This is a genomic window from Pararhizobium sp., assembly GCF_035497515.1.
Classification (GTDB): Bacteria; Pseudomonadota; Alphaproteobacteria; order Rhizobiales; family Rhizobiaceae; genus Pararhizobium.
Genome location: NZ_DATJDJ010000226.1, coordinates 1 through 26,399 on the forward strand (window position 1 = coordinate 1; position 26,399 = coordinate 26,399).

The 26,399-nt window shown below is 58.5% G+C and carries 24 protein-coding genes and 2 pseudogenes; 3 read left to right on the forward strand and 23 right to left on the reverse strand.

Features of this window, described 5'->3' with window-relative positions; all coding sequences use genetic code 11:
* On the forward strand, positions 1-547 hold a 547-nt coding region (locus VL202_RS23595; protein WP_325466495.1), incomplete at its 5' end, for an AraC family transcriptional regulator.
* Positions 548-608: 61 nt separating this feature from the next.
* On the opposite strand, the pseudogene VL202_RS23600 reads toward VL202_RS23595, so the two are convergent.
* The 6 genes and pseudogenes from VL202_RS23600 to VL202_RS23625 form a co-directional block, all read right to left on the reverse strand.
* Positions 609-1,297, reverse strand: a pseudogene (locus VL202_RS23600) (aspartate/glutamate racemase family protein).
* A gap of 51 nt (positions 1,298-1,348) precedes the next feature.
* Positions 1,349-2,332 (reverse strand): aldo/keto reductase, encoded by a 984-nt coding sequence (locus VL202_RS23605; protein WP_325466496.1) that lies wholly within the window; start codon positions 2,330-2,332, stop codon positions 1,349-1,351.
* Between the two features lie 74 nt (positions 2,333-2,406).
* Entirely contained in the window at positions 2,407-3,162 is a 756-nt protein-coding gene (locus tag VL202_RS23610; RefSeq protein ID WP_325466558.1) for an SDR family oxidoreductase, read from the reverse strand.
* A 134-nt stretch (positions 3,163-3,296) separates the two neighbouring features.
* Positions 3,297-4,712, reverse strand: coding sequence for an MFS transporter (locus tag VL202_RS23615; protein ID WP_325466497.1), 1,416 nt, complete (start codon positions 4,710-4,712; stop codon positions 3,297-3,299).
* 85 nt (positions 4,713-4,797) lie between these two features.
* The gene (locus VL202_RS23620) at positions 4,798-5,331 is read right to left on the reverse strand and encodes a TetR/AcrR family transcriptional regulator (protein WP_325466559.1); all 534 of its coding nucleotides are present in this window, start codon (positions 5,329-5,331) and stop codon (positions 4,798-4,800) included.
* Positions 5,332-5,868: 537 nt separating this feature from the next.
* Complete coding sequence (locus tag VL202_RS23625; RefSeq protein ID WP_325466498.1) at positions 5,869-6,252, reverse strand: helix-turn-helix domain-containing protein; 384 nt, start codon at positions 6,250-6,252, stop codon at positions 5,869-5,871.
* Between the two features lie 47 nt (positions 6,253-6,299).
* On the opposite strand from VL202_RS23625, the gene VL202_RS23630 reads away from it, so the two are divergent.
* Complete coding sequence (locus tag VL202_RS23630; protein ID WP_325466499.1) at positions 6,300-7,109, forward strand: SDR family NAD(P)-dependent oxidoreductase; 810 nt, start codon at positions 6,300-6,302, stop codon at positions 7,107-7,109.
* 430 nt (positions 7,110-7,539) lie between these two features.
* Here VL202_RS23630 and VL202_RS23635 read toward each other — a convergent pair.
* The 3 genes and pseudogenes from VL202_RS23635 to VL202_RS23645 form a co-directional block, all read right to left on the reverse strand.
* Positions 7,540-7,703, reverse strand: a pseudogene (locus tag VL202_RS23635) (DNA-3-methyladenine glycosylase I); the annotation flags it as partial.
* 161 nt (positions 7,704-7,864) lie between these two features.
* On the reverse strand, positions 7,865-8,653 hold the full coding sequence (locus VL202_RS23640; protein ID WP_325466500.1) for an SDR family oxidoreductase: 789 nt from the start codon (positions 8,651-8,653) through the stop codon (positions 7,865-7,867).
* Positions 8,650-8,979 carry a nuclear transport factor 2 family protein gene (locus VL202_RS23645; RefSeq protein WP_325466501.1) on the reverse strand — a complete coding sequence of 110 codons (330 nt, stop codon included), beginning with the start codon at positions 8,977-8,979 and terminating at the stop codon, positions 8,650-8,652. The genes VL202_RS23640 and VL202_RS23645 overlap by 4 nt, the downstream gene beginning before the upstream one ends.
* 96 nt (positions 8,980-9,075) lie before the next feature.
* Here VL202_RS23645 and VL202_RS23650 point away from each other — a divergent pair, with 96 nt between their 5' ends.
* Positions 9,076-9,987 carry a LysR family transcriptional regulator gene (locus VL202_RS23650; RefSeq protein ID WP_325466502.1) on the forward strand — a complete coding sequence of 304 codons (912 nt, stop codon included), beginning with the start codon at positions 9,076-9,078 and terminating at the stop codon, positions 9,985-9,987.
* A 275-nt stretch (positions 9,988-10,262) separates the two neighbouring features.
* On the opposite strand, the gene VL202_RS23655 is transcribed toward VL202_RS23650, so the two are convergent.
* The 14 genes from VL202_RS23655 to VL202_RS23720 all read right to left on the reverse strand — a co-directional run bounded on the left by VL202_RS23655 (position 10,263) and on the right by VL202_RS23720 (position 26,146).
* Entirely contained in the window at positions 10,263-11,237 is a 975-nt protein-coding gene (locus tag VL202_RS23655; RefSeq protein WP_325466503.1) for a LysR family transcriptional regulator, read from the reverse strand.
* A gap of 108 nt (positions 11,238-11,345) precedes the next feature.
* Positions 11,346-12,947, reverse strand: coding sequence for an AMP-binding protein (locus tag VL202_RS23660; protein ID WP_325466504.1), 1,602 nt, complete (start codon positions 12,945-12,947; stop codon positions 11,346-11,348).
* Complete coding sequence (locus VL202_RS23665) at positions 12,937-14,751, reverse strand: acetate--CoA ligase family protein (RefSeq protein WP_325466505.1); 1,815 nt, start codon at positions 14,749-14,751, stop codon at positions 12,937-12,939. Before VL202_RS23665 ends, VL202_RS23660 begins: the two co-directional genes overlap by 11 nt.
* 26 nt (positions 14,752-14,777) lie before the next feature.
* Complete coding sequence (locus tag VL202_RS23670; protein ID WP_325466506.1) at positions 14,778-15,941, reverse strand: acyl-CoA dehydrogenase family protein; 1,164 nt, start codon at positions 15,939-15,941, stop codon at positions 14,778-14,780.
* Positions 15,941-17,131, reverse strand: coding sequence for an FAD-dependent monooxygenase (locus VL202_RS23675; RefSeq protein ID WP_325466507.1), 1,191 nt, complete (start codon positions 17,129-17,131; stop codon positions 15,941-15,943). Before VL202_RS23675 ends, VL202_RS23670 begins: the two co-directional genes overlap by 1 nt.
* A 75-nt stretch (positions 17,132-17,206) precedes the next feature.
* A complete protein-coding gene (locus tag VL202_RS23680; RefSeq protein ID WP_325466508.1) occupies positions 17,207-17,935 on the reverse strand; it encodes a hypothetical protein in 729 nt (242 codons plus the stop codon).
* 50 nt (positions 17,936-17,985) lie between these two features.
* Positions 17,986-18,978, reverse strand: coding sequence for a tripartite tricarboxylate transporter substrate binding protein (locus tag VL202_RS23685; RefSeq protein WP_325466509.1), 993 nt, complete (start codon positions 18,976-18,978; stop codon positions 17,986-17,988).
* A 36-nt stretch (positions 18,979-19,014) separates the two neighbouring features.
* The gene (locus tag VL202_RS23690) at positions 19,015-19,974 is read right to left on the reverse strand and encodes a tripartite tricarboxylate transporter substrate binding protein (protein WP_325466510.1); all 960 of its coding nucleotides are present in this window, start codon (positions 19,972-19,974) and stop codon (positions 19,015-19,017) included.
* A gap of 35 nt (positions 19,975-20,009) precedes the next feature.
* Positions 20,010-21,521, reverse strand: coding sequence for a tripartite tricarboxylate transporter permease (locus VL202_RS23695; RefSeq protein WP_325466511.1), 1,512 nt, complete (start codon positions 21,519-21,521; stop codon positions 20,010-20,012).
* Between the two features lie 7 nt (positions 21,522-21,528).
* Complete coding sequence (locus tag VL202_RS23700; protein WP_325466512.1) at positions 21,529-22,017, reverse strand: tripartite tricarboxylate transporter TctB family protein; 489 nt, start codon at positions 22,015-22,017, stop codon at positions 21,529-21,531.
* Between the two features lie 41 nt (positions 22,018-22,058).
* Complete coding sequence (locus tag VL202_RS23705) at positions 22,059-23,132, reverse strand: NAD(P)H-dependent flavin oxidoreductase (RefSeq protein ID WP_325466513.1); 1,074 nt, start codon at positions 23,130-23,132, stop codon at positions 22,059-22,061.
* On the reverse strand, positions 23,132-23,974 hold the full coding sequence (locus VL202_RS23710) for an alpha/beta hydrolase (RefSeq protein ID WP_325466514.1): 843 nt from the start codon (positions 23,972-23,974) through the stop codon (positions 23,132-23,134). The genes VL202_RS23705 and VL202_RS23710 overlap by 1 nt, the downstream gene beginning before the upstream one ends.
* A 19-nt stretch (positions 23,975-23,993) precedes the next feature.
* On the reverse strand, positions 23,994-25,031 hold the full coding sequence (locus VL202_RS23715; protein WP_325466515.1) for a hypothetical protein: 1,038 nt from the start codon (positions 25,029-25,031) through the stop codon (positions 23,994-23,996).
* Between the two features lie 203 nt (positions 25,032-25,234).
* Entirely contained in the window at positions 25,235-26,146 is a 912-nt protein-coding gene (locus VL202_RS23720; RefSeq protein ID WP_325466516.1) for a LysR family transcriptional regulator, read from the reverse strand.
* Between the last annotated feature and the right edge of the window lie 253 nt (positions 26,147-26,399).

Below are 26,399 nucleotides of genomic sequence, written 5' to 3' on the forward strand. Positions count from 1 at the left end.
AGGTCCCTCCGACGCCAAACCGCGAGGGCTGCTCTCGAGCAGAATGGATCGCGATATCGAAGACGTCCTGCTTCGCCTGCTGACTGTCCTCGGCAACCCTGTCGATGTCGCCGTCCTCGGGAGTTCCATCCTGCGCGAACTGCATTACCGCGTGATGTCTGGCTCGCAAGGGGGTGCGGTTATCGCGGCCCTTCAGCGAAAAGGGACCTCTGGAAAACTGCTTGAGAGCGTGGCATGGCTGCGGGAGAACTACAGCAGTGAAATCGCCGTCGCGGATCTTGCGAGAAACGTGGGTATGAGCGTCCCCTCCTATCACGTCCATTTCAAGAACCTGACCGGCTCAAGTCCGATGCAATATGTGAAAGCAATGCGACTACATGAGGCGAGACTGATGATCGCCCGCCAGAGCAGGACGATCGCAGACGTGGCGGGATCCGTCGGCTACGTCAGCCCGGCGCAGTTCAGTCGCGATTTCAAACGGCATTTCGGACGCACTGCATCGGAGGAGGTCAAGTGGGTCCAGCTTCACCTTGGAGAACAGGTCTGATGATCTAACCCTCGGCTCGTCAACTTGTATGCCGAACGATTGGCTCACACCGTGGTAAATGTCATTCCAGAGCTGCATCGAGCGCAGCCTTGCAGTGAACCAGGGTGGTATCGAAAACCGGCACACCCACATTGTCGTGGTTCAGCAGCATGCCCCCTTCCGTACAACCAAGGATCAGGCAGTCGCACCCTTGATCAATCAGCCGCTGCGCAATCGATTCAAACGTCGAGCGACTGATCTCGGTGACGACCTCACGGCAAAGCTCATCATAGATGATGCGATGGATTTCCGCTCGATCGCCGGCATCGGGAATGATCGGCGACAGGCCTCGGGCTGTCAGGCGATCGGTGTAGAAACTCTGTTCCATCGTAAAGGCAGTCGCCATAAGCCCCGGCTACGGAAACCGCCGTCCAGGATAGCAGTCGCAGTTGCGTCCGCGATGTGCACGAACGGGATCGACACCCCGCCAACGATTTTGTCCGCCACCTTGTGCATGGTATTCGTCGCTAGGATGAGGAGGTCGGCACCACCGCGCTCGAGGGCAACGGCTCTTTTATTGAGGATATTTGCCGCCACGCCCCAATCAGAGGATGCCTGTAATTTCTCGATCTCATCGAAGTCGACAGACCTGATCAGAAGCTCAGGAGAATGAAGTCCGCCCAGGCTCTCGCGGGTAAGCCTGCAGAGTTCCCGGTAATAAATTTGGGTCGAAGCCGCGGACATTCCGCCCAATATGCCGATCGTCTTCAAATTCTCAGTCCATCTTCACGTGTTTCAGTCTGTTGCCGCCAAACCCTATCTTCAGGAGAACCCAACGACAGAGTGAGGAATGTAACTGATTTCAAGATCTCTGATTTCAGCATCGGTGAGCCCGATGGTCAGCGCAGCGACAGCGTCGTCCAAGTGATGCAATTTGGTCGCGCCGATGATCGGAGCCGACACTTCGGATTTCGCAAGAACCCAAGCGAGTGCGATCTGCGCTTTGGGAACCCCTCTCTCCTTCGCGATCTTTGCCACTGCCTCTGCTACGCGCCTATCGGCATCCGCGGTCATCGACGTATAAAGGCCTTTTCCGATCTCATCGGTATCCGAGCGATCACTTTGCGCGTTCCAGTCGCGGGTTAGACGGCCGCGTGCGAGGGGGCTCCAAGGTATGACGCCGATACCCTCGGCTTTGCAGAGTGGAAGCATTTCCCTTTCCTCCTCACGGTACAGCAGGTTCAGGTGGTTCTGCATGGAGACGAACCGTGTCCATCCGTTCGCCTGCGAGACAGCGAGCATTTTCGAGAACTGCCACGCGTACATGGACGACGCACCGATGTAACGGGCTTTACCCGCCTTGACGACGTCATGCAGCGCTTCGAGGGTTTCCTCGATCGGTGTACGATGGTCGAGCCGGTGGATCTGGTAGAGGTCGACATAGTCAGTCCCCAACCGCTTCAGGCTGGCATCGATCTCCGAAAGAATGGCTTTCCGGGACAGACCGGCACCATTTGGTCCGGGCTTCATCCGGCCGTTGACCTTTGTGGCGATGACAACGTCGTCTCTCCCCGAGTAGTCCCTGATCGCGCGGCCGAGAATTTCCTCGCTCGTTCCATCCGAGTAGACATTGGCGGTATCGAAGAAGTTGATCCCGAGCTCGATCGCCTTGCGGATAAAGGGGCGACTTTGCTCTTCCGTCAGCGTCCATGGATGACTGCCGCGATCGGGTTCGCCATAACTCATGCAACCAAGGCAGAGGCGGGAAACCTCCAGGCCGGTATTTCCAAGGCGCGTATATTCCATGTTTATCTCCCATTTTTGCAGCGCGAATAAATATGAACGTGACGCATGAGGCGACAGGTCCCGCCTCTCAATGCTTAGGCGCTTATGTCGCCGTCGACGAGTATGCCGGAGCCGGTGATAAAGGCAGCGCCCGGCCCGGCGAGGAAGGCGACGGCCTCTGCGACCTCTCTGGTCCGACCGTAGCGGGCAATTGACAGGCTCGGCAGGATAGCGGGCGCCAAAGCGCCGTCGGCTGGGTTCATGTCGGTGTCGATCGGCCCTGGTCGGACCAGATTGACGGTGATCTCCCGCGGACCCAGTTCACGCGCGAGACCGCGTGTGAAGCTTTCCAGAGCGGACTTAGTCGCTGCATAGACCGCGATCCCTGCGAACGGGACCGCCAGACCCGCATTGCTGCCTGTACTAATGATGCGGCCGCCATTCGGGATGTGTTTCAGCGCCGCCTGCGTGATCAGAAAGACGCCGCGCACATTGACGTTCAGCTGCAGATCGATCTCCTCCAGTGGCTGTGTGGAAAAATCGCCTGAGAAAAGGACACCGGCGTTGTTGACCAGAATGTCGAGGTCGCCAAGGTCAGCGACGGTCCGCTCGACAGTCGCGATCGCGGCTTGGGGGCTTGCGGCATCAGCTTGAATGGCGACGGCTTTACGGCCCGTGGCGCCGATCTCGGCGACGAGAGCTTCGGCCTTTTCGGCCGACTTCTCATAGGTGATGGCGACGTCGGCACCGTCCTCGGCCAGCTTCAGCGCGATGGCCGCACCAATTCCGCGCGCTGCACCGGTTACAAGCGCTCGCTTACCCGCGAGGGGAAGAGTGGAGATTTTGTTCATGGGGGTATACCTCAGATGTTTCTGTTCTGCTCTGTAGAGGAATGATTGTCTGCTCATGACCGACAGAGACGGTGGGAATATTCTCGCCACCAGCGGATGAGCCAATGACCCCAACCCACCAATATTCTTGCTCATCAGTGGGCCGCGTTGTTCGCTGGAAGGCCGGCGGAAAGCCAACCGGCGACGAGAAAACAGATTGCGATTGCGATTGCTGCCACGCTGTACGCTCGGCCGATTGAGTCCACGTCGGTAGCAGACCCCAAAATGGAGAAGAACAACCCGCCGACGATTGCCACCGCGAAGGCACCGCCAATTTGAAGCATTGAGTTGACGAGGCCGGAGGCCAATCCGGACTGTGTTTTGCCGACCCGCTGCACGACGCTTTTCAAAAGGTTTGGAAGCGCGATGCCCTGCCCCGCCCCGATGAGAAAGAGCGGAAGAAAGAGGAATTGGGCATGATCGCTTGAGATCAGAACCGCTGTTGCAAACAGGCCAACAGCTTGCAGCCCCATACCAACGGCTGCGGAATATCTTCCGAAGACGCTGAGGATGCGTTCGCTTGCGAAAGGGCCGAGGACAAAGCCGACTGCCGCGGGAAGGATGGCCAGCCCGGCCTGGAAAGGCGTGCGACCAAGACCGCTCTGCTCATAGACCGAGAATACGAGCCAGAATGCTGCGAGCGAGTAGAAAAATAGGGCAGCTATCAGCCCGCGTTTCAATCCTGGAACGTTCAGGAGGCTCGGCGCGAGGATGGGATCTCCTCCCGCCGCCTCCAAGTTTCGCTCAAATCGCCAGAATAGGCGAAAAAGCAGCGGGGAGGCGGCAAGCATCGAAAGCAACCAGACCGGCCACCCCTGCTCGCGGCCCTCGATTAGCGGCGCGATCAATGCAAAAAGTGCAAGCGCGATCAGCAATGCTCCGCCCAGATCCAGTTTGCTCGGGTGCTCCGATCGGGTTTCGCGCAACATGATAGAGGCGGACGGTGCGGCGATGGCGATCACCGGAAGGTTGATCAGGAAGATGGCTCTCCATCCAAGACCAAATATATCCAGTGCTATCAATACCCCTCCGAGAAACAGACCAGCCATCGATGCCAACCCAAATGTCAGGGCGTAGAAGCTGAGTGCCTTCGATTTCTCGTGTTCCGGGAAAATCGCATTTATTGACGCCAGGGCCTGCGGTGCCATGACTGCCGCAGCAAATCCCTGAAGGACCCGGCCGATGATCAGTATCGACGGAGACCAGGCAAAGCCGCATATTGCAGATGCCGCGGCAAATCCGACCATTCCAACCAGAAAGACATTGCGGCGACCGTAGAGATCTCCAAGCCTGCCACCTGTGATCAGCATGACTGCATAGGTGGTGGCGTAGCCTGAGATAATTAGTTGCATCGTCGATGCAGAGGCCCGCAAATCGTCCCGGATTGACGGCAGCGCCACGTTGACGATGAAGAAATCCAGAGGCGGCAGAAAAGCCCCGGCCAACAGGATGACGAGCGCGACCCATCTGCGCGGATCGAGCTTGTCTTCGGGGTCGCAGGAACTCTCCATATTTGTCTCCTTGTAGTCGGTAAAAAGCTGCCGAAACGCTGGCGGAACTGACAGTAATTAGGAACTCTTCAGTTCCTAATTACTGTCAGTCAAGCGCCTTTAAGGCAAGATCAACCATGGCTCGCGTGTCTTCACGATCCGCTCCTGCCTTGCCCAAAACCCTCATGCCCTGGATCTGGCAGACAAGGAACCTGGCAAGTGTCCGCTCATCCAGCCCAGGATCAATTTCACCGCCAGCTTGAGCCCTGATAATCGTGGCTGCATAAAGGTCTTGCAGTCGCCGAAACAGGCGGGAAATACGAGCCGAAATCTGTTCATCAGCTGGAAGCATTTCAACAGCTGCCAAGACAACAAAACACCCGCGCAATCCTGGCTTGCCGCAAGAAAAGTCAATTTGCTGCGAAAATGCCTCGCGAATTGCGGCTTTCGGTGACAGGTCGGAATTCAGCGTTTCGCCCACCGTCCGAACGGCATCCTCGATGTAGGCGTCAAGAGCACGTAGATAGACGCCCCGCTTGTCTACGAACGCCTTATAGAAACTACCTCTGGACAGATTCATGCCTTCAAGCAGATCAGGAAGAGACGCATCGTGATATCCGAGGTCCCAGAATACGCCCATCGCCTTGCGAACTGCATCATCGAGTTCAAATTCGCGAGGGCGACCAACGGATGGGGACGTCTGAGTGTGTTTCGCCATGGAGCCAATATGGAACCATTCGGTTCCTTATGCAAGCGATATTTTGGAGATTTGAGGGATCCGCCTGGATGAGACGCGAATTGATGTTGATCTGAGAGACAGAGGCTAGCTTGCCTTTTCCATGGAGGCGCAGGCGAGGTTTCATAGATTATCGTCTGAAGGGGCAATGTCTGCTGCCGCGCCGGCCACATCTGCTGCGTTGCCGCTTCTCAACAATTGAAGACCCAAACAGCCGTACCCAGAAGCAGGATGACGGGATGTGTCCCAAAGAGACAGGAATACGGCGATCAGCTGAACGTGACCAGGCCGATCAGCACGGATGCTTGTCGCCCATGGTCGATTACGTTCTTAGACTGTGCGGGCTGTCGTTTCGGGCGCCTTAAACGGCCCAGGGCAGCTGCGAGCAGAGAGCCATCATGACGCGTTCGCAACATTTACAGCCATTAGCACGCATGAGTTTCAGGCAAACGTTTCAGGGTGGTCCCGAGAAAACTCCCGTACTGCCATCAAAACCGGTATAAGACCGCGGCCAGCGATGGAGAGACTGTATTCGACGCGCGGCGGCCGCTCGCTGAAATCTTGCCTCTCAACAAGGCCGTCATTCTCCAGCTCCCGAAGATGTTGCGTCAGCATTTTCTGGGAGATGTCAGGAATGTCCCGCATGAATTGCGACGCCCTCATCGACGGCTCCGCAAAGAGCCGGAACAGGATGGGTAGTTTCCACCGACCCGTGATCATTCGAAGCACCCTGGCCACATGTGCGCCCGATCCATCCGGGCCGAGGCAAACCTCCCTTGGTTCTCGTTCGACAGGCACTTTAAAGTGCGTAATTGCCTCATTCATCGTCTTGTCTCCTTATCGGTGCATCGCACTAACATGGGAATTGCCAGATGGATTTGAAACTTGATGGAAAAATTGCGCTTGTCACCGGGAGCAGCAAGGGTATTGGCGAAGGAATAGCCAGAGGCTTGGCGCGTGAGGGTGCTATCGTCATCGTCCATGGCCGCAACAAGACGAGTACGGAAGAAGTCGCCCACGACATCGTCACCCAAGGTGGGCGCGCCTATGCGGTCTTTGGCGACCTGACGAATGACGATGACGTACAAGGGCTCACCGATAATGCGCAGGCTTTCGTGAAACCAGTCGAAATCCTAGTCAACAACGCAGGCGGCTCCGGCGAGGTGGAAGACTGGACGACCACTCGCCCGGAGACATGGGCATCCGCTTACGACCGGAACGTGCTGGCGGCAGTAAGGGTAACCGCTCGGCTGCTGCCTAGCATGCGGGCCGGCAAATGGGGAAGAATCGTCAATATCTCCAGCATGGCGGCAATGATGACTCCTGCGAAAAGGCCCGATTATGGTGCTGCCAAGGCTGCGATGATCGCGATGACAGCCTCGCTGGCAAAGGAGGTTGCAATGGATGGCATTACAGCGAACACGGTATCGCCCGGAACCATTCATAGCGTTAAATTGGACGAAGGCTTCCGCAAGGTTGCCGCCGGGCAAGGCCTTGCGTTGGACGCGTCATGGACCGAAATCGAGAAAACTGTGCTGCCGATGTTTGCCCAAGTTCCGATGGGACGGGTTGGAACGCTTGACGAAATCGCCGATGCCATCGCTTTCCTTGCAAGTCCGCGCGCGGGCTATATCACGGGAGCAAACCTACGCCTTGACGGCGGCATGTGGCCTGGGCTTTGAGGTTTTCGGACGGTCAGCTCTTGGCCGCACGCAGATCAAGTGGTCTTCCGCGTTGATGAGATCTGCAGCAAAGACCAATTTCTTCATCCGTCGGCGACCCCAAGATTGGGTCCCTCATAGCCTTGGGGGGAGCAATTCATTTCCGTATTACCCGTTGTTTCCGGCGATCGGCGTCGGCTCAACGCGGTAGGTCTCGTCTCGATGCCTGATGGCACCTCACAGCCAGGTGGCGGTGCGCTGGGCTGGTATGGTCTTGGCGTCGCCACTATCGGCCAGCGATACTGTCACATGACAGAGGTTATGCGATCGCATCCCGCGAGAGCGTGGTGTGGAAACAACGTTCGAGTCCGTCGGGCGTGCCTTTCTTGTCCTTGCGCCCCTGCGGTCAAGACCAGGCTCGCACGATGGCAGTTGATGAACCAGAATCGTCCTAACGCCTTTTTTCGGGCTCTGCTTGGCGCCGAAAGCACCTAAATGAATGATCGTTGACGATGCCGACCGCCTGCATCCACGCGCAGGTGATGGTCGGCCCGACAAACTTAAAGCCGCGCCGTTTCAACTCCTGCGAGACTTTCTCGAGAGTGGTGTGCTCGCAACCCAGCTCTCACCGTCACCAAGAAGATGGAAAAGGCTTATCTATAAATCGCCGCCGACCCTTGCTAACTTCGCATCAGCAATCCGCGACGGCTTTATCCACCGGCAAGGGCAGGCTCAGTCCCGGCGTCCGCGCTCGCGCGAGCGCCGGGAAGCCACCCTTATACCGTGGCGATTGTACCGCCATCGATGACAAACTCGGCGCCGTGGATCGCAGCAGCACGGTCCGAGGCAAGGTAGGCGATAAGGTCGGCCACCTCTTCAGGCTCGGCTCCGCGCCCGATCGAGATCCCGCCCAAGGCATCGAGGACAGACTGCCGCGCGTCCTCGATCGTGCCGCCATTCGCAGTCCGAAGCATTTCGAGAAAGTCTCCAGTAGCATCGGTCATGATCCAGCCGGGCGAGACGGAGTTGACCCGCACGCCCTTGGGACCGAGTTCTTTCGAGATCGACTTGCTGTAGGTTCTGAGCGCCGCCTTCGCGGCGGCGTAGCCTGTCGTGGATTCGGGCAGGGGCAGGACGGACTGAATTGAGGTGATGTGCACCACAGTGCCCTTGCCCCGCTCGATCATCTGCGGGATCAACAGGCGATCGAGCCGGACGGTCGCCAGCAGGTTAAGGTTCAGTTCGGCGAGCCAGTGGTCGTCCGTCAGCGCGGCGAAGCCACCCGCCGGCGAAGCCGAGCCACCGATGACATGGGCAAGGATGTCGATGCCACCCAGCCTCTCAAGTGCCGCCTTGGCTAGCGCTTCGCTGCCCTCCGCAGTGGTCAGGTCTGCCTGGACATATTCAACGCCCTCGATAGGATCCTTGATCGTGCGGGCGGCGGTGACAACACGGGCTCCACCCGCGAGAAAGCGCTCGACCGTGGCGCGGCCCAGACCCTTGGTGCCGCCGCTGACGAGCACGCGCTTGCCCGCGAATTCGTTGGGAACTGCCTGGATGCTCATACCGTGGTCTCCAGAACCTTGATGGCGTCGTTCGCCAGCTTCACCCGATAGGTGAAGCGGATCGGGCTGCCCGGGAAGTCTCCATGGGCGGGACCTTCGAGCACGACATCGCCGTCTTCTTCGCGGACGGTGTCGGGCGTGAAGATCGCCTTTACCGCGATCGCTTCGTCCTTGAGTAGCTTGCGGATCTCAGCCAGCCCCTCGTAACGCTTGCCGTTGTCGATGAAGACGGCGTCATCCAGGAAAGGCTTCATCATTTCTTCGATATCGAGACGGGCGTTTGCCTCGACATAGTCGGCGATTGGCTTGGGTAGGTTCATTGACATCTTCATCTCCTCAGTGGTGATGAGGCTAAGTTAGCGATGGACTTTTCTACTGATAAGCAAGATAAATCGGCGTGATGTATTGCGAAAATCAGGACAATGACGCGCCATTCTCTGATCGAACTTGAAGCGGTTCTCGCGATCGTTCGGTGCGGCTCGTTTCGAGCGGCGGCGCTCGATCTCGGCATGTCGACCACGGCCATCAGCAACGCGGTGGGCAAGCTCGAGCGGGATCTTGACGTTCGTTTATTCAATCGCACCACGCGCAGCGTCTCGCTCACCTATGCGGGGCGGATCTTCGTCGCACAGATCAAACCAGCGCTCGAGGGCATCCAGAAAGCGATGAATACGGCGCGCTCCCAGCAGGAGACGCCGTCCGGCACCTTGCGCATCAATGCCTTCGCGACGGCGGCGCGCGAAATCATGGCCCCGCTGGTCCTGAGCTATCTGAAGCTCTATCCGCAGGTTCACATCGACATCGTCACCGAGGGGCGGCTTGTCGACGTCGTGGCGGCGGGCTTCGATTTGGGCGTGCGCAGCGCGGATCTGGTGCCCAGCGACGCGATCGCCATACCGCTGGGAAAGATGCGGCGCATGGCGGTTGCGGTATCTCCCGCGTTTTTCGAAAACAGGGCTATCCCCCAAGTGCCGCAGGATCTGCTCTCTTACCCCTGCGTTCGCGGGCGGCTTCCCAATGGCGCACTGTTCCGATGGCGGTTCGAGAAGGGCGGTGAAGAACTGCATCTCGACGTCGAGGGGCCGATCACTCTTGACGAAGCATCCCTGGCGCGGATCGCGGTAACGAACGGCGTGGGGATCGGCTATTTCATGGAAACCGATGTCCGCGAAGACATCGCAGCGGGACGGCTCGTGCGCATTCTCGAAGACTGGACGCCGCCGCTCGTGCCGTTGTGCCTCTACTATTCCAATCGGCGCAATTCCTCCGCCGCCTTCCAGGCCTTTATTGCGCTCGCGCGCGACTACGCGGCCGGACGACTCGCGCAGACCTAAGCCCGCTGGTGCGCGTCGCCCAGACTTGAAAGTCTACACGACCCAGCCCCCTTGAGGATCAGAGCAAGGACCCGGATGGTTTACATCTGCTTTTGTCATGTGCGGCTGATGTCCGAACTGCCATGTTGAAGCTCAAAGCTGTGGGCGGCATGATTTAGACCGAAATGCCTTGCCTTCGCCTTGAAGGGATATGAACTTCCGATACTCACTTCAGAACCTGAACTCGTTGAAAACCAAGACTCGGTTTAAGGCCGAGGGTAAGGGCTGCTGCCAAATCACTCTGGAATTCTTATTTCGGAAGCCAGCCACTGCTGTTTTTCGGCAATACCGGACAGATAGTGCTCACGCAGTATGTTCTTGGTATGCCTTGCGAGCTCTTCCGGTAGATTGCCCAGCTCGTTCCGTCGCGTCGCAAGATAGAGCTTGCGCCGGAACTGTGCGCCGGGAAACGGCAGCAGTTCGACATCTTCCGGATCTTGCCAGGACGACCGGGCGCTCAACGGGGTTGTAATCGTCCAGCCCAGCCCCGCAGCAACCATGCCAATGACGGCATGCGGGGTGTCAATTTCGATGTCGCGAATGATTGGCACCTTCGTGCGCTTGAGCTGGGCATCTATATTCAGGCGCGCGGCGGATCGGTGCCCGAACCGGATCATGGGCAACTCTGCCGCAAGGCTGCGCAGATCGGCGATATCATTAACGACACGCCCCCGAGGGACAATTAGAATGAAGGGTTCTTCGGCAACGAGGTGGCGTTTGAGTTCATCAAGATCGTCCATCGAGTCGCTCATGATCATTACATCGATGCGCCTTTCTAAAAAGGCCTCACGCTGCATGTTGGAACTGCCGACCATCACCGAAAGCCGATCCAGGCGGTTTCCAAGCGCCTCGACGAGCTTTGGAATGAACGGCAGACACAAAGTTTCCACCACACCCATCCGCAGGAAAACTGAACGTGACAGCCCCACTTCGTCGAAACGATTGACAAACTGCTTCGCCTCCGTGAGGAGATTTTCCGCACGACGCATCACGTCGTGGCCATCCAGCGTGAGCCGCAACGGCCGCGCGGACCGATCCAGCAGTGTCAAGCACATCCTGTGCTCCAGCCGCTGGATCAACTGGGACGCGGCGGACTGGGAGATTCCACTCCTGCGGCTGGCTGCCGAAATGCTTCCCGTTTCCCCAAACGCGACGAAGATCTCGAGCTCCCTGAGGCTAAGAAGATCATGCAGCGATCTATGCTCGTCCATTCCTCGCCTCTCACACGTTCACCCGTCCGACATGCACGTGAAACGGACGGTCACAAAGGGACGAGTATAAGCGGCAGGTTGAAAAATATAAGCGCCTTTCGGCTCCGCTCAGTCACCGGTGCGAACGACAAGCAGGCGAGCCTCTGTTTCGCGACGTAGCGCCGCCTTATCGACTTTCTGGCTCGGCGTCAGGGGAAGAGACAGGCGGAACTCTATATGTCCCGGCACCATATAGGCAAGCATGCCTTCTCGGCAATGCTCTCGTATTTGGTGCTCAAGCAGAGCGTCCGGGTTTGCAAGGACGATCGTGGTTGCGATTTCGTCCTCACCGTGCATGGAGGCGATCGGGTAGACCGCCGCATCTCTGACGCCGGGAATGCTGCGAAGAAACTGCTCCACTTCCCAAGCCGAGATGTTTTCACCCCGTCTGCGGATGACATCCTTGGCCCTGCCGGCGAAATAGAGATAGCCGTTCCTGTCCAGCCAGCCAAGATCACCGGTATGAAACCACCCGTTGCGCCATTGCGATGCATTGGCATCGGCATTGTTGTAGTATCCCGTTGGCATCAACCATGGCACATTGGCGCGAATGACAATCTCCCCCGTTACGCCTGGCTCCATCTGAAGATCGTCGCTATCGACGACCCTGACGTCAAATCCGGGGCGACGACGCCCGCAGGAAAAGAACTTGTCTGCCGGATCGTCCAAGTTGCGCGCCACGGGTGCGGCCGCGTCCGTCAGGCCGTAGGTCGACACAAGCCGGACCCCGAAACGGGCCTCAAACTCCCTTCCGAAGACTGGAACAGGCGCGACCCTGACCATCCTGACGCGATGTTGCCGTTCAAGCGGATGGGGCGGCGCCTGCCAAAGGAAGGATGCCATTGCCCCTAACAAGTCGAAAGTCGTGGCGCCCGATCGCTGAATGTCGCTCCAGAACCGGGAGACCGAGAATTTCCGCGCCAGCGCGATACCTGCCCCTTGCAACAAGGCGACCCAGGCGGCACCGCGCAGCCCGCTGGTGTGAAAGAGTGGGAGGCAGATGTAATATACGTCGTCCGAGCGATAATCGTATGCCAACGCATAGCTGTGCGCGACGAGCAACATCGTTGCCTGGTTAAAGACCACGGCCTTGGAAGGACCGGTCGTGCCCGAGGTCAGAGCAAGGCAGGCGACATCGGTAAAACGAACGGAGAACGGCGTGTCGTCATGGTCGATCGTGTCGAACAGTCTTGAGAATGACATCGCCCCCGGGAGGGCGGCATCGTTGCGAAGGATGACCGTCGTCACGAGGGGAAGGTCGGGTAGAACCGCCGACAGCGTGTCCCGGCACGCATCATCGGCGATCACAACGGTCGCATCACACAGCGTCAGATAGTAGGACAGCAGGCGCGCCGGAGCATCGGGATTGACGGGGGCGGCAATGGCCCCCGCGCGTGCCAGAGCGAGATAGAGAAGGAGGAGATCCGCGGAGTTCTCCATGAGGATCGCAACGTGGCTCCCCGACCCGATGCCCTTAGCGCGCAGATTGCGGGCCATCAGCAACGAAATCTCGTCGATATCACGAAAACTGAACCGGCTGTCGGACTCAAGATCATGCAGATAGGTCTTGTCCCCCCACTGGGTGGCCGCCTTCTTGAGAACGTTATCCATAGTCATCTGAGAAATCTCAGCTTCCTGAATACGGCTCTCGCCGGGCCACTCAGGCATCATCGCTCGCGTTACCTTGCGCAAAGTCCGCTCTCAGAGGCTCGCCATTTCGGCCAAAGGCGAGCACGGCCTTAGTGGGTAGATTTGCAGTAATTGCGATCTCGGCAAGCTTTGCGATCAGTTCACGGACAACGTCGCGCCGACTGTCGTTTTCTCCGACGAAGCGTTTGGCGAGCATATCCGCCTGCCTCGAATTCCAGGGAATTAGGCCGTGACGGCGACTGCCATCGGCATCTGCAAAGGTCAGGAACGGCCCGACCTGATCATCCGGCGTCAAGCTGAGTGTCACGATCTCAACCTCTGCCAACGAGACGACGACATCGGTTTTCGTAAGTGGGAAGGCATCCATAGTAACGGCGCCTCTCGCGAAGTTCGTATCCACTGCCTTGCCGCTCTCTGCCGTATCCCGTTCGCGCAGGAAGGCCGCGTAGTCGACGGAGGCCTTAACGGCTCGGAAGGCAGCATCGGCCTGTTCAAAAACGGGGAGGTTTGCGTCACGGAGCCGGCGAAGGCCCCCGGCATTGACGTCGCGCCCGGTCCAGAACGGTATCAGCGGTTTGTCGGCGGCCTTGGCCATTTCAACCAAATCGATGCCGGTCTGTTCCGCATATTGCCCGGCTGCCTGCCCAGACACAACGACATCGACGTTCGGATCCTTCAACAAAAGTTCATGCATATGACGGACCTGCCACCAAGTTTCCGAGGTCACCACCTGACCGGTAATATCCAGCGGGTTGAAGCAGCTGCCATAACCCGTCTGCAACTCCTTCACCTCGGCGTCCGTGGCGTCGCTGAACGTCGCCATGGTGATACCGACGCGGTCGCAGATATCGGCAGAAAGCCCGGCAAGGCCACCAGAAGCCGAAATCACGCCGACGCGTTTTCCTTTTGGACGCGGCAGGTTGATGATCCCGTTCGGAATCAGAAACAGGTCATCCAGGCTCTCGACCCGGATCACGCCAAGGTCGGCAAACAGGGCTTCATAGGCATCATCGTTTCCGATCAGCGCAGCGGTGTGACCCTGCGTCACGCGCTTACCACGCTCTGACCGGCCGGTCTTCATCAGCACGATCGGCTTGCCATTGTCAGCCGCCAGTCGGCAGGCAGCGGTGAACTTGGGAATATCGCGGATCGACTCGGCGAAGACGGCGATCGCCTTCGTTGCCTCGTCCTGCGCGAAGTAGCCTACACAATCGGCGACGTTAATGTCGGCCTCGTTGCCTGTCGCGATCGCCTTGGAGAAACCGATGCCGTGCGCCATGGCCCTATCGAGGAACGAACCCATAATGCCGCCGCTTTGCGTCACCATCGACAAAGGTCCCTCGATGAGCGTTTCGCGTCCAAGCACAGCCGCACCCGAAAGCCAGGTTCCATTGTCGCGGTTGATCGCACCGAGCGTATTCGGCCCAAGCAGACGAATGCCGCCGGCGCGCGCCTTGGCGGCGATCTGTTCCTGAAGTTCCACACCCGCCTCACTCGCCTCGGCCATACCAGAAGCGTAGATGATCGCCGTGCGCGTGCCGATGGCAATCAAGTCATCCAGCATGCCGAGGATGTTCTTCGCGCCGATCAGCAACAAGGCCACATCGGCCGGCCCCGGCAGATCACGCACGGATTTGTAGGTGCGATATCCGAAAATCTCGTCGTATTTGGGGTTGATAGGATAGATCTTGCCGGGGAAACCCGACTTACCGAGATTCTTGATCACCTTGCCGGGATACTTGCCGGCGTCGGGCGACGCACCGACAACGGCGATCCCCCGAGGCTGCATCAGGGCTTCGAGGCTGGCCCAATCATACTTGGTCATGTTTTGCTCCAAAACAGATATTGCGGTTAGAACGACCGGGGAAGTCCGAGGACACGTTCCGCGATGAAACTGAGGATGAGATTCTGCGCGACAGGCGCCACGCGCCAGAGCCGGGCTTCACGAAAATACCGCTCGACGTGGTACTCATTTGCGTAGCCAAAACCGCCAAGCGTCTGCATGGCGCGATCGGCAGCTTCGAACGCTGCTTCCGATGCCAGATACTTGGCCGTATTGGCTTCGGCCCCGCACGGCTCGCCCGCGTCGTAAAGCCAGGCCGCCTTCCGCGCGGCGAGGTCGGCAGCCTCCAGCCGGGCATAGCTGTCGGCAAGAGGGAACTGAACGCCCTGGTTCTGTCCGATCAGGCGACCGAAGACCTGGCGTTCGTTGGCGTAGCGAACCGCCTTCGCCAAAGCCGCGCGTCCCAGTCCAACCGCTTCTGCGGCCACCAGAATGCGCTCGGCATTCAGGCTTTCCAGAAGGTAACGGAAGCCCTTACCCTCCTCTCCGACAATGCGGTTTGCGGGAACCCGCACATCATCGAAGACCACTTCGCATGCCGCAATCGAGCGGCGGCCCAGCATCGGGATCGGACTGACTGCGATGCCGGCGGCCTTCATCGGCACGAGGATCAGGCTCATGCCGTCGGTCGGACGGGCGACATTCTCGATCTTCACTGTTCGAACGAGCAGTAGGCATTCGTCCGCATCCAGTGCCTTCGAAATCCAGATCTTGTTGCCGCGAACGATGTAGTCGTCGCCATCCCGACGCGCGAAGGTCGTGATGCGCGTCGTGTCAGTTCCTGCATCCGGCTCCGTCACGCCGAAGCAAATTTGCAGCGAACCGTCTATAATGCGCGGCAGGATCTCGTCACGAAGCCGACTGTCAGCGTGCTTGATGATCGGCTGAATGCCGAACATGCTCATATGGACGGCGCTCGCACCCGCCATGCCGGCGCCGCTCTCGGAAATTTCCTGGAGGATCGCGGCGACGTCGGCAAGCGGCAGTCCAGTTCCGTTGAACTCTTCGGGAATTGAGGCGCCCAGAAAACCCGCTTCTGCAAAAGCGCTGTAGAATTCCTTGGGGAATTCCTCCTTGCTGTCCTTTTCCATCCAGTACTCGTCCGGGAACTGCTTCAGCAGCGTGCGGACGGCGTTTCGGATTGCGATCTGATCTTCGGTGTCCTTGAACATCAGACGTTCACCTCATGCGCCTTGTATCCGAAGATCCAGTCATAGAAAGTGTTGACGGAACTGCTCGTGAAACGGGCCGCCATGTAAGCCGACGCTTTAGCCGGATCCGCAAGATCAGCGCTGTTGCGGCCCCGGGATTCTCTCCAGGAGCAATTCACGACCTCCGTGGCGCGTTCAACGCGGGCAGCCTGATAGCGCTGCAGCCCAGCGATGATGTCGCCCTTGCTTGCTTCCAAGGCCCGGGCGAGAACGACGCCGTCTTCGATGGCCATGATGGCGCCCTGCCCCAGAGACGGGGGCATGGCATGGCAAGCATCCCCAAGCAATGTCACGCGGCGATCGGTCCATTCGCGTACGCTCTCAAACTGGAACTGGCCCCACTTGTAAGGAGTGCCCATATTTTCGATCATCTGGATAATATTCGGATGCCAGCCCTCGAAATCGGTCAGGCACTCTTCAGTCGTGCCCTGCTCCGTCCAGGACAAGGTGGACCACCCATCGCGTTTGACGGTACCGACGAAATTCAGGAACTTGCCGCCGCGCACGGGATAGCAGGTCACGGTCGCTCTGTGCGAGAACCAGCCGCCCGCGCTATCCCTTTCACGCTCCGGCACCAGCTCAATCGGGATCATGCCGCGCCAGAACATGTTGCCAGTGAACTGCGGCGTGACACTCTTGCCGAGCCTGTCGCGCACGACGGAGTGGACGCCATCCGCACCAACAACCGCCGCGCCACGAACGATACGCCCGTCTTCAAGCAAAACCCCTGCGCCGCTCTCGTCCTGCTCTAATCCCGTGACCTTAGAGTTGAGGAGTACGGCATCCGGCTTGATCGCAAGCACTGCATCACGAAGTATTCCGTGGAGGTCGGCTCTGTGGAGAAGCATATATGGGGCACCATATCGTTCTTCAGAGCCCGCCCCGTGGGCTGCGAGGCTCCACGCTTCCCCGGTGTTCCAGAGACGCATTTCGCGTTTTACCGAAAGAACGGCTTGCTTCATAAGCGCATCTTTCAGCCCGAGCCCAAAAAGAGCAGCCGTACCGTTGGGTCCCATATGCAACCCGGCACCAATCTCCTTCAGCTCAGACGCTTGCTCGACGACGGTGACGTCGAAGCCTTTTCTGAGCAACGCCAGTGCTGCAGTTAGACCACCGATTCCGCCACCGGCAATTATGATACTTTGAGACATAGCTCTGCCTTTCGTTCTCCGCGTGGAACGTCCTACCCGGGTCAAGCCCAGGAACGATTTGTGAAAAATCTCCGGTTATTGCGCCGGCGCGTAGCCGGGATCATCCAGTATTCTCAGGCGATGACCCTGCGCATCCAAGCTGCGCGCCGCCGCCCAGGCCGTCGCAATAATCGACGACCAGACCGGAATTCCAAGATCCTTGCGAATGCCCGGCAGGATATTCATGGCCGGCATTTGCGCGCAGGCTATGAAAACAGACTTCGAATGGGGAAGCACCGTTTCATTCACCTTGCGAAGAATGTCGGTCTCGGTGATCCTCATGAGGTTCTCAATGCTCCCGGGATAGAAACTGTCCAGCGTTTCAACCTCGATGCCGACCGCATCCAGATAACGTCGCAAGCTATTGTTCGCGGCATCCATATAGGGTGTGACGACTGTCGTGCTGTTCACTCTAGATGCACGCAGCGCCTGTTCCATTGCCGGGGCAACCGCCACGACATCTACGCCGGCGACTTTACGAAGCCGCTGGACATAGGCTTCGTGACGCTCCGGGCCGGACAGGAACCCGGCAACGGTGCACCCGAAGAGCACGATGTCGGGCTCGAAGCTGAGGTTGTCCTCGAGAACTCGCAAGCTGCGCTCCTCCAGTATTGGCAATGTATCGAGGGTCAGCATGCCGGGGCTGCGAGGCACGCGGCCCACCCGGATGTCGCTGAATTCGGGACACAGCGCCCGAATTTCCGGCTCCAGCATCGTGCTGTTTTCCGGGGTTACGATTAGGGCCTTAAGGGTACTTTGGGTCATGGTGCTTTCACATGGTGGTGAGGCGTTGCTCTCGGCAACGCCCGCTCAATTCACTCGTCGAATTTCAGACCAGCCGCTTTGACGGTGGCAGTGTAGTCTGAGACTTCTTTGGCAATGAGGGCGGTATAGTCGGCAGAATTGATGTTGCCGGGCACGAGTGCCATCCCGCGGAGCTTTTCGGCGACGTCCGGTAACCGGGCCACTCGGTTGACCTCGGCTTCAAGGCTCGTAAGGATATCCGCTGGAACACCCGCGGGTGCGAACAGGCCTGTCCAAAGGTTCATGTTCACGTCGAAGCCCAGTTCCTTAAGGGTGGGCAGATCCGGCATCGACGCCAGCCTCTCCTTGCCCGTTACGGCAAGCGCCCGGACGTTGCCGCCCTCAAGCAACGGCATGGCCGACGCCGGGTCCGCGAGCATGAAGAGGCTCTCGCCGGTTACCACGCTCATCAGAGCTTCATTCCCGGAGCGATATGAGACGGCCACACCCGAAAGACCGCTGTTGATTTTCAGCTGCTCTGTCGGGATCGTATATGAGGGGCCGGGTGTCGGGTAATTCGAGGCGTCTGGATGGGCCTTTGTCCATTCAACCAGTTCAGCGAAGGTTTTGACTTCATGATCGCTGGGAACGACGAGAATGAAGTTCGGGAACTCGGCGATGATCGCGATTGGCGTCAACCCGGCGGTGGGATCGTAGTTGAGGTTGGGATAGATCGCCTTCGCGACCGAGATCACGCCGTTACCCGCCACCATAAGCGAATATCCATCGGGCTTCTGTCGGGTCATGTATTCCGCAGCCAGTCGCCCGCCCGCGCCCGGCTTGTTTTCAACAATTACCTTAGCCCCCTTCTCCGCATACATGTGGCTGGCGAGAAGTCGGGCGGTGACGTCGGAAGCCCCCCCGGCTCCATAGCCGACGTAGATAGTCACCAGTTTGTTTGGGTAGTCTGCGGTATCTTGAGCTTTGGCGATGGGGCCGGTAGCCATCACTGCCACGGCGACGCTAAGCCAAACGGCACGAACTCTTCTCAACAGATTCAACATCGTATTTTCTCCCAGATTGTTGATTGCGCGGATCCGCTATTCAAACTTTAGGCCAGCGGCCTTGACGACGGCACGAAGGCTTTCGACTTCCGTGGCGATCTGTGTACCAAACTGCCCAGTGACGAGCCTCCCGGGCTCGACACCGATCTGATGAAGCTTTTGCCGGACGCCAGCCTCATTCAGAGCAGCGGTGATCAAGCCTGCAATTTCCCGTGCCTGCTCGGCGGTCGTTCCCGGGGGTGCAAAAATTCCCGTCCATAGGCTGCTTTTGACCTGGGTGTAGCCAAGCTCGCCGGCCGACTGAACGTCGGGTAGCGCGGCAATGCGGTCCACACCCGTTACGAGTAACGCCCGGGTCTGGCCGCTTTCGACCGTGGGAAGCGTCGTGTTGTGGTCACCCAGAAGAAAGCTTATCTGCCCGTTCAAAACACCAACCAACGCTTCCGAGGAGCTCTTGTAGGAGACCGCCTGCGCCTCCAGTCCCGCGGCGAGCTTCAACTGCTCGGTCGGTATCGTGTAAGCCGGAGCGACGGCGGCATAGTTCGACTTCTCTGGGTTGGCTTTTGTCCAGGACACGAATTCCGCGAAGGTCTTGGCGGGATGGTCGGCGGCAACAATCAGTACAAGCTGCGGGTAATCCGCAATGACGGCGACCGGCACGAGATCCTTGATCGGGTCATAGCTGAGCTTGGGATAGATCGCCGCAGCCATGGAGACGGCGGAGTTTCCTGTTGCCAGCAAAGTAAGCCCGTCGGGTTTTGCCCGCACAACGAATTCTGCAGCGAGCTGGCCGCTGGCCCCCGGCTTGTTTTCCACGATAAAAGGCCGGCCTGTCGCCTTCCCCAGCGCCTCCGCAACGATCCGTGCAGATAGGTCGTTGCCGCCCCCCGGCGCATATCCAACGATGAACCGCGTCGTGCTGTCCTGCGCCAGGGCTGGTACAGCTGCAGCAAATAGTAAAGCGAGACATTGCAGCGTTTTTTTAAGCTTCTTCATAAGTCGATCCTCAGTTGTTGGAACAGTTCCGGCTGCTAATCTTCCTCAACAAACACCTCATCCCGTTTCCCTCGAATTGCGGGAAGTATGGACAGGATCAAAAGCAGAGCCGAAATTGAAAGCAGCACCAGTGACAGCGTCGACGTGAAGAAGACTGATGTATCACCACGGGAGATGATGAGCGCGCGGCGCAGGTTCTCCTCGACCATCAGGCCGAGAACCAGACCCAGGATTAGCGGAGCAGGCTCAAAGTCTAGTTTTATCAACACGTAACCGACAATACCAAACCCGCCGGCCAGAATGACGTCGAAGGCAGAATTGTGGATGGAATACATCCCAATCGAGCAGAAGACGACAATTGCGGGGAAAAGCAGCCGGTAGGGAACACGCAGAAGTTTGACCCACATGCCGACGAGCGGGAGGTTGATGACCAGCAGCATAAGGTTGCCGATCCACATTGACGCGATGAGACCCCAAACCAAAGTGGGCTGCTTTTCCATGACCTGCGGACCCGGGACAATGCCCTGGATCATCATCGCGCCGATCATCAATGCCATGACCGGGTTGGACGGAAGACCAAGGGTAAGAAGCGGGATGAACGAGGTTTGCGCCGCCGCGTTGTTTGCACTTTCCGGCGCAGCCACGCCTTCGATCGCGCCTTTCCCGAATTGGGCACGATTGCGGGAAATCTTCTTTTCAAGCGTGTATGCGGCAAACGACGAGATCGTCGCACCCCCACCTGGTAATATCCCAAGGACCGAACCGAGTGCGGTACCGCGCAAAACGGGCATGAAACAATTCTTGCAATCCTGCCACGTCGGCATCAACCCGTTGATTTTCTGCGTCAACACCGACCGGTCCACGCTGTTGCCCTCGAGGTTTCGAAAAATCTCGGCAAAGCCGAAGAGACCCATCGCAACGACAGAGAAATCCAACCCGTCGGACAGTTCCGGCAGCCCGAAGGTCAGCCGTTGCGCGCCTGTCTCCATGTCTGAACCAATCATTGCAAGAAGCAGACCCAGTGCGACCATGGCCAAGGCCCGGAAAACGGATCCGCGTGCCAATACGACCGCGAGCACGAGCCCCAGAACCATCAGAGAGAAATATTCCACCGCGCCAAACGCCAGTGCGATCGAAGTCAGGGGTTTGCCGAGGATCGAGACGAGAAGCGTCGAAACACAGCCCGCGAAGAATGACCCGATCGCGGCGACGGCCAGAGCTTTACCGGCCTGCCCTTTCTGGGCCATCTTGAAGCCGTCGAGGGCAGTCACGATGGAACTGGCTTCGCCCGGAATGTTAACAAGGATCGATGTCGTGGAGCCACCATACTGGGCACCGTAGTAAATGCCGGCGAGCATGATGAGCGCAGTTTCGGGCGGCATGCCGAATGTCAACGGTAAGAGCATGGCTACCGTCGCAACGGTTCCCACACCGGGCAGGACACCCACCAGCGTCCCCATCAAAGCGCCGACGAAGCACATCGCGAGGTTCATTGGCGAAAGCGCGACCCCGAAACCCATGCTAAGATTGTATAGAAAATCCGTCATCTCATCCTCACAGGGCAGGCCAGAGCGCGAAGGGCAGCGACAGGCCGTAGTAAAACAGCACCGTGCAGAAGACGGTCATGCAGACGCCGGCAACTACGGCCTCGCCCCATCGCGTTTCCTTTGTGGCAAGAGCCGCAATCAGGTACGTTAGGAACGACGTGATCACGATCCCAAGTGCACTCACTGCAAGCGCGAAAAAGATGATTGCGGAGAAAAGCATCAGCGGGCCCCGCAGCGCGAGGGTCGGTAGCGCGGATCCCCTTATGGCTAGCCCCATGCCGATTAGGACAACGGAAAGCGCCGCGAGCAGGCCGGCGATCAACCGCGGCATGGTGCCAGCTCCGAAGGTATAGCCGTGCATCGCGCTCAGGTTGCCCAGCAGCCAGTAAGCGGCGGCTGAAAGGACAAAGAGGGCGAAGCCACCCCAAAAATTTCGCGGAGACGCTATAACCGGATGTCTGCCCGATGCGTCTTCCTCTTTTATCGAAGCCTCCAAAACCTTACCCTCACATTTTGACTGGTTAAAAGTCGCGTGTTTCAGACCAATGCGATCTCTTTATCGATGCTCTTAAGTCTTTGAGATGCGACCTGTACGATTTCGCGGATGACCTGTTCGCAACTCACAATTTCTGTGATTGCGGCAGCGGCCTGCCCTGCAGGTAGAAGACCGTGCTCCACATCACCTTGTTCGAGTCCAAGCCGCAAAAGTTCGGGCAGACGCGCCATGCGCAACGCCTGACTGGCAGCCACGGGCCCCTCCCTAAGTGATTTCAGACTCATGGCGAGGAACTGGAGAAAGCTCAGTTTCTGCTGGGTCCTGAAGTTCCACGCGGCGCGAAGCGCAGGGATCATCTGGAGCGCAGCTGTGTTCTGTTCCATCGCGGACACAAGCCGGTTCGCGATCACCCTTTGCGGCAGGCCATCGATGGCGGTTGAAACAGTGATGCGCGCCGGATCGGTGACATTTGCATAGTGGGCCAACGTAGGCGCGGCAACCCGCGTGTTGGTTGTCATCATGAACCGCGTGCCCATTGCGACGCCCACGGCACCGCAAGCCAACGCGGCTGCCAACCCTCGTCCATCCCTGAAACCGCCTGCTGCAACCACGGGAACATCAACCGCATCGAGGACCTGCGGCAGCAGGACCATGGTTGAGGCGGCGCCTGTGTGGCCTCCCCCCTCGCCGCCCTGAACAAGCAGGATATCGGCACCGACTTCGACGGCTTTGACGGCATGGCGGACCGCACCCACATTCGTCATGCAGACGACACCATGGGACTTCAATCGCTCAAGCGTGGCGGATGTGACGCCGCGACCATAGCAAAAACCGCGTACATTGTGACGAATGACGGCATCCACGACCTCGTCGAGATTGGGCTGCAAACCGGTCGCATAGACGCCGAAGGGGGCGGAGGTCGACTGCCTGATCCTGACGATTTCGGCATCGACCTCGCCGGCCCTGACAGTCGTCGAGGCAAAGATGCCGAACCCGCCCGCCGAGCTGACGTCCCCCGCAAGCCGCGCGTCTGAAACCCAGGTCATCGGGCTCTGGATGATCGGATATCGGGATCCTAGGCGCTCTGTCAGCAGGGTTCGCAACTCGATTTGCATCAGCGCGACCTCCTCATCAGGAAGTCGCGGACGACCGCATTGAAGCGATCAGGATGTTCCATCATCGGCATGTGGCCGCAGTTGTCGAAGACCTCCAGTTTCGCCCGGGCGATGCCGGCGACCAACGGTTCCGCGTCCGACAGCGGGGCCCCTGCGTCGTCACGGCCCCATACCAGCAGCGTATCCGCCTTGATCTGATCGAGGCGATGACCGATGCGAAGATCCGGCCGCTTCGCCATTTCCTTATGCCCCTTCAGCGACTCGCGCCAGCAATCCATCACCCAGTCCTGCGCGTAGGCGGTCATGACCGGGGTGAAAGCCGCATCCGGGAGACAGCCCGGATCGTAGACATAGCCGCGCATCCAATCGTGCCAATCGCGCAGGCTGAGCTTGCCGATCCTTGGATCGTCACGCTGCAGAGTGGCATCGACACTGTCCGCCAAAAGCTCGGGGCTGGCGAACGCAGCCGATCCGTTGACGACAAGCTTCGTCAGTCGATCCGGCATCCGGAGATGCAGAAGCGTCGAAAGCAGCGCGCCATGGGAACTGCCGCTTGCGTAGAATTCGCCGAAACCAAGCTTGTCAACCAATGCTTCAAGGTGATCGACCCGCTGTTCTACCGGATGAAGGCCCTTGGAAAAATCGGCTGGCCCCGTGAAACCGGATCCTAATGTATCCGCAGCAACGACGTAGAAATCCTGGCCGAGCGCATCGATGTTGCAGAACCAGTGTTCCGCAGAGAGGATGCGGCCGTGCACCATAAGAAGCGGCGTGTTGGACGGATCGCCTGCAGTCAGGTAGCGGGTGCGAATATTATTAACGGTGATAAAGCGTGCTTGCATCGTGTCACCCAGCGCCCGTTCAACCGTAAACCGGCTGAAGTTCATCTTCGAAATGCGCGAAATCGCCCGTAAAGGCGCCGTCGCTGGCGATGTGATGATCTCCGATCCACAGCGACTGGCGGCTCATCACACCATCGGGATGGTTCTCGCCGCCACCCGGAATCCACCACGGCCGTCCGAACCCGACAGCATCGTTGCCGGCGGCACGTACATCCTCCAGGAGATTGGTGCCTTTGAAGCGGGCGACCGGGTTGAACGCATGCGTGAGATGAATAACGTAGCCGAGATCTCCCCCGCAGGCACGACGCAGGGCACGATCCATAAGGCGGCGATCGAAGCCACCGCCTTCCACCGAGCGTATGGCACCGTCGACCTCGACGGTGATCGGAGTCTGCAGGCGGGTGTAGTATTCGTGATAGGCGCATTCGATGACGATGCGACCCTTCACGCTTTCCAAGTCGGGACACATAAAGAGGTTTCCAGGGATCGAGTAGATCCCGCCGCTTGTCGCCCGCCGTGGCTTGGTGAGGCTGGGTTCGGCAATACGGAAGGACACATCCGTTCCGAGCGGCGTCGTGATCCGGCAGGATAGGCCCTTTTGCTGCGCTTCCGTCGCAAGACCATCGAGAGTGGACTGAACCCGGTAGAGAACATCCAGATCGACTTTGTCGTAAAGGCTGGCAAGACCATCCGAATCAAGACCGACCGCCAGATTGTAGCGCACCAGGCCCTTTTTCAACGCGACGTCGAAGACATGCGACCCGGCGAGGTAAGGCAGTGTCAGGTCGATCCAGACCGTCGCCTCCAGGGCAGCCGCAGCCACCGTCGAGGGAATATAGGGGTCGGATAGCGCGCCTTGGAAAGGCAGCTGGGCAATCGTCATCACTGAATATTGGGCTCCGGCGAGGCGAACCGCATTGCAGATCGCCTCAATGGCGCCGACATCGGTGAGCGTATCAGCGGTGATCAACACCACATCACCAGTGATTACAGCCATGTGATCTTGAATCAGTGCGATAGCACCGCTCAGGACGTCTGATTTTTGATAAGCCGACAACTGTTCCTCCATTTGTCCGGCCAGGCACCGCGATACCCTTTCAGGCCCTGGACTTGACGAAACGGTACAGCGCACTTGCACCTTTGGAAATTACGCTCAGCTTATACTGCGATTTGCATTTTCTTATAAAAGCTCCGCTCGCCGTTATATCATCAGCTCCTGATGTGATCGCTCAGCAGGGATAGAATCCCGACGGACGTCGGCTAGCCGGTCATCGCCCCGGACAGGTGGAAAACCTGCTGGAAATAGGAGCAGAATGCGAGCATGGAAGGCGTCAGTTCCATGTTCCGCCGCCAGGCGAGGCCGACATCCATGGCGGGGACGGGGTCGCTGATATTGATAGTTTCGATGCGCCGACCCTCGAGCGACCAGGGCCGGTGCACCATGTCGGAGAGGATGGCGACGCCCTGGCCATTGGCGACCAGCGAGCGCACCGCCTCCACCGAGGACGTTCGCAGGACGACGCGCGGCTGGTGGGGTGTCGCGCTCCAGTATTTGAGGGAGGAATGGGCCGCCTCGTCGACCGTCAGCATGATGTATGGTTCATTTGCAATCTCCCTCAGCCCGACCGATTCTGACTGCAGAAGCGGGTGCTGCGAGGGCAGCCAGAGCCGGCGCGGCGAGCTCAGTACCGTCGTGGTCACCAGCGCCGGATTGAGAATGTTGGAGGTGAGCAGAACCGACATGTCGTAACGGTTGCTCAAAAGCCCCTCTTCGATGGATTCGCGGTTGAGTTCGAAGAGCTGGATTTCAAGTCGGGGAAAGAGCCGGCGCAACCGCTCGATATGCAGCGGCAGGAAGTATCCCATTACGGTGTAGGTGGCTGCGACGGTCAGCGTGCCTTCGACCTCGCTGCTGACGACGTTGAGATGCGTTGCCTCATCGACCTTCTTCAGAATTTCATAGGCGTGTGACAAGAACTGCCGGCCGGCGGATGTCAGGTCCATGCCGTGCGACGTGCGCAGGAAGAGGCTGACGCCAACCGTACGCTCAAGTTCCTTGATCGCTGTCGTCACGGCGGACTGCGAAATTGAGAGATCGACCGCGGCCTGTGATATCTGCCCCAGCTCGGCGGTCGCGACAAAGTAGCGGATCTGTCGCAGGCTAATTGTCAAGGGCGTAGCTCCATATCTGGTTTCTTGTGCGGGCATATCAAAAAATCAGAACAAACGGCATCTAAACTGGCCAAGAACCGTTTAATCCAATGAATACGCCAATTATCTAACTGTTTTTATTATATATATTTCCGAGGACACACAATGCAAGAATTCTGATTTTCAGAATTTGTTTATGAAAAAATAGAATTTTTCAAATGGATCGAAGCACGCTAGCGTTTCCGTGTTGGAAAATGCATGCGAGGGAAGAGAC